The 13,451-nt window shown below is 35.8% G+C and carries 11 protein-coding genes; 9 read left to right on the forward strand and 2 right to left on the reverse strand.

Translation table 11 applies throughout. The features are described 5' to 3' along the window. Positions 1-20 precede the first annotated feature (20 nt). The 5 genes from FBR08_RS03485 (at position 21) to porT (ending at position 4,526) form a co-directional block, all read left to right on the forward strand. A complete protein-coding gene (locus FBR08_RS03485; RefSeq protein ID WP_158961434.1) occupies positions 21-548 on the forward strand; it encodes an inorganic diphosphatase in 528 nt (175 codons plus the stop codon). 267 nt (positions 549-815) lie between these two features. Beyond that, entirely contained in the window at positions 816-2,261 is a 1,446-nt protein-coding gene (locus tag FBR08_RS03490; protein WP_158961435.1) for an alanine/glycine:cation symporter family protein, read from the forward strand. 53 nt (positions 2,262-2,314) lie between these two features. Further along, positions 2,315-2,881, forward strand: coding sequence for a GNAT family N-acetyltransferase (locus FBR08_RS03495; RefSeq protein ID WP_158961436.1), 567 nt, complete (start codon positions 2,315-2,317; stop codon positions 2,879-2,881). Between the two features lie 116 nt (positions 2,882-2,997). Then, complete coding sequence (gene ubiE / locus FBR08_RS03500; protein ID WP_158961437.1) at positions 2,998-3,726, forward strand: bifunctional demethylmenaquinone methyltransferase/2-methoxy-6-polyprenyl-1,4-benzoquinol methylase UbiE; 729 nt, start codon at positions 2,998-3,000, stop codon at positions 3,724-3,726. 2 nt (positions 3,727-3,728) lie between these two features. Further along, positions 3,729-4,526, forward strand: coding sequence for a type IX secretion/gliding motility protein PorT/SprT (gene porT, locus FBR08_RS03505; protein WP_158961438.1), 798 nt, complete (start codon positions 3,729-3,731; stop codon positions 4,524-4,526). Here porT and FBR08_RS03510 read toward each other — a convergent pair. Then, positions 4,513-5,253 (reverse strand): TrmH family RNA methyltransferase, encoded by a 741-nt coding sequence (locus FBR08_RS03510; protein WP_158961439.1) that lies wholly within the window; start codon positions 5,251-5,253, stop codon positions 4,513-4,515. The genes porT and FBR08_RS03510 overlap by 14 nt on opposite strands. 42 nt (positions 5,254-5,295) lie before the next feature. On the opposite strand from FBR08_RS03510, the gene tamL reads away from it, so the two are divergent. The 3 genes from tamL to accD are packed head-to-tail and all read left to right on the forward strand — an operon-like array spanning position 5,296 to position 9,875. After that, positions 5,296-7,860 (forward strand): translocation and assembly module lipoprotein TamL, encoded by a 2,565-nt coding sequence (gene tamL, locus FBR08_RS03515; RefSeq protein WP_449406767.1) that lies wholly within the window; start codon positions 5,296-5,298, stop codon positions 7,858-7,860. A 46-nt stretch (positions 7,861-7,906) separates the two neighbouring features. After that, entirely contained in the window at positions 7,907-8,974 is a 1,068-nt protein-coding gene (gene fbaA, locus FBR08_RS03520) for a class II fructose-bisphosphate aldolase (RefSeq protein ID WP_158961440.1), read from the forward strand. Between the two features lie 46 nt (positions 8,975-9,020). Then, on the forward strand, positions 9,021-9,875 hold the full coding sequence (accD, locus tag FBR08_RS03525) for an acetyl-CoA carboxylase, carboxyltransferase subunit beta (RefSeq protein WP_158961441.1): 855 nt from the start codon (positions 9,021-9,023) through the stop codon (positions 9,873-9,875). Between the two features lie 589 nt (positions 9,876-10,464). On the opposite strand, the gene FBR08_RS03530 is transcribed toward accD, so the two are convergent. Beyond that, complete coding sequence (locus tag FBR08_RS03530) at positions 10,465-11,715, reverse strand: ABC transporter permease (protein WP_158961442.1); 1,251 nt, start codon at positions 11,713-11,715, stop codon at positions 10,465-10,467. A 180-nt stretch (positions 11,716-11,895) separates the two neighbouring features. On the opposite strand from FBR08_RS03530, the gene purH reads away from it, so the two are divergent. Continuing rightward, the gene (gene purH, locus FBR08_RS03535) at positions 11,896-13,422 is read left to right on the forward strand and encodes a bifunctional phosphoribosylaminoimidazolecarboxamide formyltransferase/IMP cyclohydrolase (RefSeq protein ID WP_158961443.1); all 1,527 of its coding nucleotides are present in this window, start codon (positions 11,896-11,898) and stop codon (positions 13,420-13,422) included. The last annotated feature ends 29 nt before the right edge of the window (positions 13,423-13,451 follow it).

Genomic DNA, 13,451 nt, shown 5'->3' on the forward strand with positions numbered 1-13,451 from the left:
GACTATAAAAATAAATGAATATGAGTACATTCGAAACTTTTGATGCCTTCGTTGAGATTCCAGCAGGTAGTAGAAATAAATACGAATATGATTTTGATTTAAAACGATTGAGATTTGATCGTTTACTTTACTCAAACATGAGATATCCAGCTGATTATGGTTTTATTCCTGAAACTTTAGCTTTAGATGGAGATCCACTAGACGTACTAGTATTATTTACTGAGCCATCTCTTCCTGGAATGGTTGTTGAAGTAAAACCTATTGGTATTTTCTACATGGCTGACGATAAAGGACAAGATGAAAAAATTCTTTGTGTTCCTGTATCTGATCCATTGATGAACAAATTAAACGACATCAACGATGTAAACGAGCACTTCAAAAAAGAAGTAGAACATTTCTTCCAAGTGTACAAAGACTTAGAAAACAAACAAGTGACTACAAATGGTTTTGGAGACAAAGCTGCTGCTGTTAAAATGATTCAAGAATGTACAGCGCGTTTTGACAATTTAGAAAACAAAGCAGAAGGTTTATTCAGCATCCGTTACTAAGCTTAAATTTAGATTACAAAATACACAAGCTACTTCTCTATAGAAGTAGCTTTTTTTTTGACTGTTTTCTAAAAGAAAAACAAGGCAAAAAACACCTCATACCGCACCTTTAACACTATCCTCTACAAGAGCAATCCTTTTTTTTTCGCAAACAAAGCCCCACACACACTCAACTATACAAACCAAAAACTACTATTACGTACAATATTGACACATAAATAGCGTATTTAATTAAAAATTACTATTTTTCAGTTTAAATTATTTCAGATGGGAGAAGCGATAAAATTTATTAATGACCTATTATGGTCGAATGTATTCATCATCTTATGCCTTGGGGCAGGATTATTCTTTACAATTAAAACGCGATTTGTCCAGGTGCGCTATATCCGACAGATGGTCAAATTGCTCTTTACAGAAGGTTCTTCCGAAAAAGGAGTCAGTCCTTTTCAAGCCTTTAGCATTGCTATCGCAGGACGCGTGGGGGTTGGAAACATTGTGGGGGTTGCGACAGCCATTGCTTATGGGGGTCCCGGTGCCATTTTTTGGATGTGGATGATTGCCTTCTTAGGAAGCGCTTCTGCTTTTGTTGAATCGACCTTAGCTCAAATTTATAAAGTAGAAAAAAATGGACATTATTGTGGAGGTCCTGCTTTTTATATAGAAAAAGGGCTAAACAGCAAAAAACTAGCTTTGCTTTTCGCCTTTGTCACCATCCTTAGTTGTGTTTTATTTTTACCGAGCATTCAAGGAAATAGCATTTCAATTAGCATCAAAGATGCCTTCCATGTCCCGCAGTGGATGACTGGTTTAGCCCTTTGTGTTTTACTAAGTCTAACAGTGTTTGGTGGTGCCAAAAAAATAGGTCGCATTGCTCAAGTAGTTGTGCCTTTCATGGCGGTGATATACATCATAATGGCCGTGATCATTATTGCTATTAACGCCAAAGAAATTCCTTCAATATTCGCTTTAATCTTCCGTTCTGCCTTTAATTTAGAAGCGACTTTTAGCGGTATCTTTGGAGCGGCCATTGCTTGGGGAGTCAAACGCGGGATATATTCAAATGAGGCGGGACAAGGTACAGCACCACACGCGGCGGCGGCTTCAGAAACTTCTCATCCCGTAAAACAAGGACTGGTACAAGCTTTTTCTGTTTATATCGACACGCTTTTTGTTTGTACTGCTACTGCTTTCATGATCTTGTTCACACATCAGTATAATGTTTTTGATGAAGCAGGTAATTACATTATCAACAATATTCCAGATGTAGAAGTAGGATCTGCTTATACAGTCAAAGCAATTGGGGTTCATTTTCCTCTATTTGCCAGTCAATTCATTGCAATTGCATTGACTTTTTTTGCCTTTACAACCATTATGTCTTACGTATTTATAGCGGAATCCAATTTTAACTACTTGACCAATCAGCCGAAAATCATACTGCGTTGGCTGATGCGTTTAGTTTTGCTGGCTACGGTTTTCTACGCTTCGATCAATGAATCTGCAACTGCATGGAGTATTGGAGACATTGGTGTTGGCCTGATGGCTTGGATTAACTTTATCGCGATTTTATTTCTGTATAAACCCACTATTGTTGCCTTGAATGATTATATCGCACAACATAAACAAGGGCGCAATCCCATCTTTGATCCTGAAAAACTCAATATCAAAAATGCGAGTCCAATTTGGTACAAACTCTTAAAAGAAAGAAAAAGTTAGTTGAACCCTAACAAACTCTTTCCTAACTTTGTAAAAAATTAAAAAACAAAATCATGCATTTTACCATTAGACCCGCACAAAAGGAAGATTTTGATGTTGTACCTGAATTAATGCTACAAGCAATGGAAGACATTGTATTCAGTTTCATCCAACAAGAAGATATTGAAGAAGCCATTCATTTTCTTACAACCTTATTCAAAGAGCCTAATAACTTATACAGCTACCAAAATACTTTTGTAGCCGTTGACGATGAGGAAAATGTAGTTGGTTCAGTAACGGGATACAACGGAGATGACTTTATCAAGCTTAGAGAACCCGTTCTTGAATTAATGAAAAAGAAATACAACAACGATAGGATTCCCGAACCAGAAACAGAAGGAGGAGAATACTATCTCGATACAGTAGCTGTATCTCCCCTAGCACAAGGGAAAGGTGTTGGCAGTCATTTATTAAAAGCTGCTACAGATTTTGCAAAATCACAACAGCACAAACAAGTAGGATTAATCGTCGACCTAGAAAATCCCAATGCTATGAAATTATATGCTCGACTTGGATTTATTCAAGGCAAACAACTTGATTTTGTAGGTGGAGAATACTATCATATGTACATTCAATTCTAAGTCATATAAAGGGAATATCGAATCGATATTCCCTTTTTTAACTCCCTATTTTTATTCCTTTAGAGAAACCTATCTTTTTGCTCTAGATTATTTATATTTGCCTAAAAATAATAACAATGAGTAAAAATATCACGCCCTATAAAGATTCTCAGCTTGGAAAAAAACAACAAGTAGAGCAAATGTTCGATACAATTTCAGGTAACTATGACAATTTGAATCGAATGATCTCATTAGGGACGGATCAAGGTTGGAGAAAAAAAGTACTAAAGTTAGTTGAAGAGACGAATCCCACAACGATTTTGGATATTGCAACAGGAACAGGAGACATGGCAATACTTTTATCCAAAACTAATGCTCACAAAATCACAGGATTAGATCTATCTGCAGGAATGCTTGAAGTAGGTAGAAAAAAAATAAAAGCCCTGAATTTAGACCATCGCATTGAAATGATTCAAGGCGATTCTGAAAACTTACCCTTTGAAGACGATTCATTTGACGCTATTACTGTAGGTTTTGGAATACGCAATTTTGAAAATTTAGAAAAAGGTTTAACAGAAATTTTAAGAGTATTAAAACCTAATGGAATTTTTATTATCTTAGAAACCTCAGTTCCGACTAAATTTCCGTTTAAGCAAGGATACTTCTTTTACACGAAAAACATTATGCCTTTCATGGGAAAACTGTTTTCAAAAGATCAAGATGCTTATAAATATTTATCTGATTCTGCTAAAAATTTCCCTTTTGGACAAGAATTGAACAATATTTTGGTAAAAGTCGGGTTTAAGACTGTGAAACACCGTCCGCAAACGATGGGTATAGCAACCATATATTCTGCTTCAAAGTAGTTATGAAAAAACTGTTTATCTTACTTATTATTCTATTCGCTTCTGCACACGTAACTGCACAAGGGATTTTTGGAAGAAATCCAATCATAAATAAAGCTGATTGGGACAAGCAACGCGTTCACTACGGTTATTATATTGGATCGAACTTTCTAAATTTTAATTTTGACTACGATAAACAGTATTACGACAAACTAAAAAGTCTAGCTGGCGAATATGGCAGTGATCATACTGAAATACAAATAACAACCAATATGGGTTTCAATGTGGGACTTGTAGGGAACTTGCGTATTATGGAGTATTTGGATTTGCGTTTTGAACCAGGTTTAATCTATTCTAAACGCGATTTAAAATTTCCTCGCGCTTTTGTGATGGATTATTACATGAAGAACAAGCCTAATTCGGTTCCTTCAATGCAAGAAATAACTAATTCAAGTACAAAATCAATCAGTTCTACCCTGATTCACTTGCCTTTACTTCTCAAATTTTCTGCTATGCGTACGGGAAATATTCGCCCTTATGTATTGGGAGGTTTTTCTGCCGACTTAAACTTGAGTAGCAACCACAAGTCAGATGACGACAACTATGAAGGAGTTTGGAGAATGAAACAGTGGACAACCAACTACGAACTAGGTGTAGGAATTGACATCTATTTTGAATACTTCAAATTTAGTCCTTCTATCCGAGGGGTATTTGGCCTAGGGGATGAATTAGTTCGCGACAAAGATCCAGACAGCCCATGGACAGGACACATTAGCTCCATGAAAACAAGAGGTGTTTTCTTAAACTTTACTGTTCATTAAAAACAGATCTACGAAACTCACTCAATACAATTGAAGTAGCCATAGCCACATTCAAACTTTCTGTTTGTTGTAAATTGCCAAAACGAGGAATTGTTATTTTTCGAGAAACAAGCTGCTCAATTTCAGTAGAAATGCCGTTTGCTTCGTTTCCCATGACGATTACTCCTGGCTGTACACCTTTCATTTCATAGATATTTTCACCTCCTAAGAAGGTTCCGTATATAGGAGCATCTACCTTTTTCAATCGCGTAGCCAAATCGGTATACGCAATATTTACGCGAGATACAGATCCCATTGTGGCCTGAATGACCTTAGGATTGTAACAATCTACAGTTTCTAAAGAACACACAATATGTCGAATACCAAACCAATCACACAATCGAATAATTGTTCCTAGATTTCCTGGATCTCGAACATCATCCAAAGCCACTACCCAATCCGAAAAATCAAGCGACTTACTTTCTAAACAATGAAAGACCGCCAAACAATTAGGCGTTGTGGTCAAAGCGCTCATTTTTTTCAAATCATCTGCAGACACTATTGTTCGCTGATGAGCAGGAACATCAAATTCCATCTCGTTTGTCACATACAAATGCTCTAAAACAAAGGAAGATTGCAGCAGTTCCTGAATGACTTTAACTCCTTCTGCGATAAACAATTGGTGTTCTTTTCTATATTTTTTTTGATGAAGGCTTTTTATTCCCTTAATTTGGTTTTTGGTAACCATAAAAAAATGTATTTTTGATCTGTATTTATCGATGTAATAAAGTTGGGCAATTTTTTATCAAAAATAGTATTTATTCTTATAATCTCTGCATGTTTTTTTTCGTGTTCCTTAACGAAGAATGTGCCAGAGGATTATGATCTATTAATGGAGAACAGTATAGTTATCAATGACAAGAAAACATCCAAGGAAGAGATCTACAATCAATTATACCAACAACCCAATAGCAAATTTCCTGTTATTGGCTCTCGTTTACGACTAAACTTATACAACCTAGCCAAACAAAATGCTGATTCTAACTATCATGCTTGGTTAGACCAACACCCTAAAACCAACAAAACCTTAGAAGCTGTTCTTTCGCGCAAACAAGTTAATCGCTTAGGAGAGTCATTTATTATTGCGGGGTTTAATAACTTTTTAATTAAAACAGGTGAACCACCAGTATTATACGATAGCGTAAAAACAGAAAAATCCATTACCCGTTTAAAGAACTATTACTTCAACAAAGGGTACTTCGATACGAAGGTAACGCAAGAAGCCAAGCAAATTGGCAAACAAAAGAGAAGTAACTCCTATTATATAACAACAGGAGATCCTTATTTATTAGATAGTATTTCTTATTTGATCGGTACACCAGCATTAAAGACTTTATATGAAGATCATCAATCCAAAAGCTTACTCAAGTCCAATACGGTGTTTGATGTCAAAAACTTTGAAGAAGAGCGAAAGCGAATTACGTCGATTTACAGAAACAATGGAGCTTATCACTTCCAAGAAATCAACATTCGCTATGAGGTAGATACGATTATAGACCGCAAGAACAAAGCTAATATTCTCCTTATTGTAGATCAACAAACGGTAAAATCTGGAGATACCTTAGCTCAAGTTCCTTTTAAGATCTATCAAATTAGCAAAGTAAATATTTTCACCGACAATGTTTCGAAAAACAAGGCATACGTATTAGATAGTATTCAATATAATGGCTTTAATATATACAGTTCAACAAAATTACAATACAAGCCAAAAGCACTGACGGATGCTATATTTATCACGCCAGAAAGCACATTCAGTGATTCAAGACGAATATTAACTTCCCGTTCAATCAGCAACTTGCGCATCTTCAATTATCCTGTAATTGAATATGTTGAAGACACCAATGATCCTAAGGGCAATACGTTAATTAGCAATATCTATTTAACTTCTCGTAAAAAAATGACATTCAATCCCTCGTTGGATGTTACGCATTCGAATATACAAGACTTTGGTATTGGGGGGAGTATGGGATTATTGTTTCGAAATGTTTTTAGAGGAGCAGAAATAGTAGAATTTGGCTTAAGAGGAACGATAGGATCTTCTCGACAAATGAGCAATCCCAATGATGTATTTTTTAACGTTACTGAATATGGAGCAGATATTAAACTAACGTTTCCGCGTTTCCTATTTCCTTTCGCTTCTAATAAAATCATACCAAAAACCATGTTACCTACAACGGCAATGAGCTTCGGTTTTGCCAGACAACGCAACATTGGTTTAGACAAAGACAATTTTACAGGAATCATCAACTACAGTTGGTATCCTTCTCGCACCAACTCGTTTAGTGTGGATGTTGCTAACATTCAATATGTGAGAAACACGAATCCCAACAACTATTTTAGTGTATATAAATCTTCGTACAACAGTTTAAATCAAATTGCACAGGAGTATGAAGTACCTGGAGACTATGTAGATGATAGTGGCAATTTGACCATACAAGGAGAAGGAGCTAATCGCTTTATCAATGATGCATTAGCATCAAATAATCCCTTAGGCATTTCACCGGAAGACTATAGTGAAATACGCAGTATTCAAGAGCGTAAAGTACGTTTATCAGAAAACAACTTAATATTAGCCTCCAATATCACGTTCAATTCGTCAACAAGAACGGGAATTAACGACCATAGTTTTTACACTATTCGAACAAAGGTAGAAGCTGCAGGTGGTTTACTTGATTTGGTAATGAATAACGTAAGTGATAAAGAAGGTCATACGGGTAAAAGAACGCTATTTGATGTAGAGTACTCTCAGTACGTTAAAACAGAATTGGATTTTGTCAAATATTGGGATATAGGACGCCAGCAAGTTGTTGCTATCCGCTTATTTGGAGGTTTAGCAATTCCTTACGGCAATGCAAACTCTATTCCATTCTCCCGCAGCTATTTTTCAGGAGGCTCCAATGACAACCGCGGTTGGCAATCGTATCGATTAGGACCAGGAAAAAGCGGAGGGATTAATGATTTTAACGAGGCCAACATGAAGCTCTTCTTCAGTACAGAATACCGCTTTAACATCAGCGGGAAATGGAATGGTGCTTTCTTTGTAGATGCAAGTAATATTTGGAATGTATTTGACAATATAGAAGATAAAAACTACACCTTCAACGGAGTAAGTTCATTAAAAGACTTAGCAGTAAGTTCTGGTTTTGGAATTCGCTACGACTTTAGTTTCTTTGTCTTCCGATTAGATATGGGATTCAAAACGTATGATCCTTCTATTTACTCTAAACGCAAATGGTTTGGGGAATTTAGCTTCAAAGAGTCTGTCTTGAATGTTGGTATTAATTATCCATTCTAATCAAATAATAATTAGTATTTTTGTCCAATAAATTAAACACACGACTATGGCACACAATATTAAACCTGGAGTAGCATTTGGTGATCAAGTGCAAGAAATATTCAATTATGCAAAAGAGAAAGGTTTTGCTTTACCAGCTGTTAACGTGACTAGTTCTAGTACAATTAACGGTGTATTGGAAACAGCGGCAAAACTAAATGCACCTGTGATTATTCAATTTTCGAATGGTGGTGCCTCTTTTATGGCAGGAAAAGGTTTATCAAATGAGAATCAAAAATCTGCTATTGCAGGAGCTATTGCAGGGGCAAAACACGTACATGCTTTAGCTGAAGCGTATGGTGTGCCTGTTATTTTACATACGGATCACTGTGCAAAAAACTTATTACCTTGGATTGATGGGTTACTAGATGCGAGTGAGGAACATATGTCTAAATACGGAAAACCGTTATTTAGTTCACATATGATAGATTTATCAGAAGAACCTATCCAAGAAAATATTGAAATTTCTAAGAAATACCTTGAAAGAATGGACAAGATGGGTATGACATTAGAAATTGAATTAGGTATTACAGGAGGAGAAGAAGACGGAGTGGATAACTCAGATGTTGATTCTTCAAAACTATATACACAACCAGATGAAGTTGCCTACGCTTATGAAGAGTTGAGCAAAGTAAGTTCTCGTTTTACCATCGCAGCTGCTTTTGGAAACGTACATGGAGTTTACAAACCTGGAAACGTAAAACTTACACCAATCATCTTGAAAAACTCACAAGATTTTGTGGCGAAGAAATTCAATTTAGGACACAATCCTGTTGATTTTGTATTCCATGGAGGTTCTGGTTCATCGTTAGAAGAAATTAGAGAAGCTATTTCTTATGGTGTCATCAAAATGAACATCGATACGGATATGCAATTTGCATATACTGAAGGAATTAGAGACTATATGACTTCAAAAATCGAATATTTAAAAACACAAATAGGAAACCCTGAAGGAGCAGATGTACCAAACAAAAAGTACTACGATCCTCGTGCATGGGTTAGACAGGGAGAAATCACTTTTAATACTCGTTTAGAAGAGGCATTTAAAGACTTAAACAATGTAAATACATTGTAATTTCTGCTCCAAACCTATTAACATAGTATAAACAAAACAGACATTTATGGCTTGGTTTAAAAGAAAAGAAAAAGGAATTCAAACACCAACTGAGGACAAAAAGGATATACCAAAAGGTTTATGGTACAAATCACCAACAGGTAAAATTATAGATTCTGAAGAGCTAGAAAAAAACCTATGGGTGAGTCCAGAAGACGGTTACCACGTTCGAATTGGCAGTAAGGAGTATTTTGAAATTCTTTTTGATAATGGCGATTACAAAGAAATAGCAAAGAGTTTATCTTCAAAAGATATGTTGAAATTTGAGGATACAAAAAAATACGTAGATCGCTTAAAAGAAGCTACTTCAAAAACGCAATTGAATGATGCTGTTCGTGTAGCTGTTGGAAATTCAAAAGGAGAAAAACTTGTTGTTGCTGCTATGGACTTTGCCTTTATCGGTGGATCAATGGGATCTGTTGTAGGTGAAAAAATCGCAAGGGGAATTGATTATTCTTTAAAGCACAATATTCCTTTTTTAATGATTTCTAAATCAGGAGGAGCACGTATGATGGAAGCTGGTTTTTCATTAATGCAAATGGCAAAAACTTCTGCTAAGTTGACACAACTGAGTGACGCTAAGATTCCTTATATTTCACTTTGTACAGATCCAACAACAGGAGGTATTTCTGCTTCTTTCGCTATGTTAGGAGATATCAATATCGCAGAACCAGGTGCCTTAATCGGATTTGCTGGACCACGAATTGTAAAAGATACCACAGGAAAAGATTTACCAGAAGGATTTCAAACCTCTGAATTCTTATTGGAACACGGATTCTTAGATTTTATTACTCACCGTAAGGAATTAAAGAAAAACGTGAATCTATACCTAGATTTAATTTCAAATCGTCCAATTAGATAACAAAAAAGTCTTCCAAAATGGAAGACTTTTTTGTTATCGGTTAACCGTTATCGGTTAATTTTCTGATTTAAGGATATATATTCTTTAATCGATAATCTGGCGAAAAAGCAACTGGCGAAAAAACGAAAAAGTCATCAATTATCAGTTATCGGTTATGGGTTATCGGTTATGGGTTGAAAGGTTAATCGGTTAAACCATCTAATCCTCCTAAACATATTTTCTTTAATCGAAAATCTGGCGAAAAAGCAACTGGCGAAAAAACGAAAAAGTCATCAATTATCAGTTATCGGTTATGGGTTATCGGTTATGGGTTGAAAGGTTAATCGGTTAAACCATCTAATCCTCCTAAACATATTTTCTTTAATCGATAATCTGGCGAAAAAGCAACTGGCGAAAAAACGAAAAAGCCAATCTAAAGGCTATCGGTTAACTGTAAACCGTAAACTGTCAACTGTAAACCATCTAATCCTCCTAAACATATTTTCTTTAATCGAAAATCTGGCGAAAAAGCAACTGGCGAAAAAACGAAAAAACCAATCTAAAGGTTATCGGTTAACTGTAAACCGTAAACTGTCAACTGTAAACCATCTTACATTCCCGATCGAATTGCCTCTACTGGATCTAACTTTGCAGCAGATCGAGCAGGTAAATAGCCCGAAATCAAACCAATTACAATAGACAAGCCCAATCCAACAGCAATGTTAATGAGGCTAAGTACAAACGCAAAATCAAGCCATATACTTACTCCTTTAGCAATCGTCCAAACCAGAATAATTCCCACCATTCCACCGATTAGCGCTAAGATAATTGACTCAAATAAAAACTGCAATAAAATAATACGCCTCTTGGCACCTATTGCCTTTTGAATGCCAATTAAATGGGTGCGTTCTTTAACCGAAACAAACATGATGTTAGCGATTCCAAATCCACCAACCAACAAAGAAAACATACTAATAATCCAACCCACCACATTCATTTGCGCGATAATATTGTCTAAAAACTCCATCATTCCGCCAAATACATTAACAAAGAAGTTGATATCCTCCCCTACTTTGAGCCCTCTAAACGAACGTAATTTTGCCGTAATTTCATCTTCAAAAAGCTTAATATCTGCTTGTTCATAAGGTTTTAATACAATAACGGGTGTATACGCCTTAATGTTATCCCCAAACATTTGTCGAAATAAATTAATGGGAATATAAGCAGTTTCATCATGTCCCCCACCGATTGAAATGGCTCCTTGTTTATCTAAAACTCCAATAACCACAAATTTTCGGCCATACAAACGCACCTCTTTTCCCAATGGATCTTGGCCAGGAAAAAGTGTATTGGCAATTTCATTTCCAATCACCACAACCGCACTTCCATTTACAGCTTCAGATTCATTAAAAAAACGACCACTCGCCATCTTTACGTTATCCAGGTATTGCATATCAGAACTACAGGGGCGCACAATAACATCGTTAGCGTAATACCGATCCGCTTTCATATTTTCATTGCGCACAAAAATATTAAAGGACGCATATTCAACATCCCTTAAATTTCGCTTTAGATAATCATATTCTTCATAAGTAACATTGGGAAACTGATCGATCTTCCAACGCGGAATTTCCGAAGGCCCAAAGGAGTGATTAAAAACATAAATCATATTGCGATCAAACCCACTTAACTCGGATTTGATGGTACGATCCATTGAATCAACAGCTGCTAAAACAGCGATGATAGAAAAAATCCCAACGGTCACTCCTAAGAGCGAAAGCAAGGTTCTTAGTTTATTTGTTCTCAATGCATTGATAGCAAATTGAAAACTACTGAGTAATAACCTAAAATATAGTACCATAGCAATATGTTCTCCTTTTCTCTATTAGTAGAATAAGCGCTTAAAAGTTACACTTCCCTTCTACTTTCTTCTGAAAAAACAAGACAATTTACGTCTCTTAAAATTAAAATAAAAACTTCTCTATTAACTTTATAAATACCTAGACATTAGTTATTTTTGCCGTTTAAATAATAACACACAATGAACACAACTAAAAAGATTCAATCGGCCTTAATTTCTGTTTTTAGCAAAGATGGATTAGAACCTATTGTACGAGAACTACACAAAAACGAGGTAACTATTTATTCTACAGGAGGTACAGAAACTTTCATTAAAGATTTAGGCATTCCAGTTGTTCCTGTTGAAGATATTACGTCATATCCTTCTATTTTAGGAGGTAGAGTAAAAACTTTACACCCGAAAATTTTTGGTGGAATCTTAAATAGACAAGATCACGAGGGAGATATTCAACAAATGCAAGAATTCGAAATTCCTCAAATCGACGTAGTCATTGTAGATTTATATCCATTTGAAAAAACGGTTGCTTCTGGCGCTGGTGAAGCAGATATCATTGAAAAGATCGATATCGGTGGAATTTCATTAATCCGCGCGGGGGCTAAAAACTTCAAAGATACAGTTATCGTACCTTCAGTAAATGAATACGATTTATTCTTACAAATGTTGCTTGAGAACAAGTGCTCAACAACATTAGCACAAAGACGTTTACTAGCGACTAAAGCGTTTCATGTTTCTTCTCATTACGATGGGGCAATTTTCAACTATTTCAATGAAGCGGATGACACGTTGAAAATCAGCCATGCTGAGGGAATTGAATTGCGTTACGGAGAAAACCCTCACCAAAAAGGGCATTTCTTTGGAGATTTCGATCAATTATTTGAGAAATTACACGGAAAGGAATTGTCGTACAACAACCTATTAGACGTTGATGCTGCGGTAAACTTAATGAATGAATTCAAAGGAGAACAACCGACTTTTGCAATTTTAAAACACAATAATGCTTGTGGTCTAGCGCAAAGAAACACGATGAAAGAAGCGTATGTAGATGCCTTAGCTGGAGATCCTACTTCTGCATTTGGTGGTGTTTTAATCGCTAATGGTTTGATTGATGTTGCTACAGCACAAGAAATCAACCAATTATTCTGCGAAGTTGTTATTGCTCCTGCATACGAAACTGCAGCAATTGAGATTTTAAAAGAAAAGAAAAACAGAATTATCTTAGTATTAAATGAAATTGAGTTGCCTAAAAAACACGTACGCACTTGTTTAAATGGTATCTTAGTACAAGATAAAGATCATGTAACTGACAATAAAGACCATCTAACAACCGTTACTAAAGTAGCTCCAACTGACAAAGAAGTAGAAGATTTATTATTTGCTTCTAAAATTTGCAAACACACCAAATCAAATACAATTGTTTTAGTGAAAGACGGGCAACTTTGCGCTTCAGGAACAGGACAAACATCAAGAGTAGATGCTTTGCGTCAAGCGATTGAGAAAGCTAATTCATTCGAATTCAACCTAAAAGGAGCTGTAATGGCAAGTGATGCTTTCTTTCCTTTCCCTGACTGTGTAGCGATTGCTGACCAGGCTGGAATTACAGCGGTTATCCAACCCGGTGGTTCAATTAAAGACGATTTGAGTATTACGTACTGTGATGAAAATAAAATCGCAATGGTTTTCACTGGAATTCGCCATTTTAAACATTAATTTACTAATTTTGTAGAACAACATAAATA

Source organism: Myroides fluvii (assembly GCF_009792295.1).
GTDB lineage: Bacteria > Bacteroidota > Bacteroidia > Flavobacteriales > Flavobacteriaceae > Flavobacterium > Flavobacterium fluvii_A.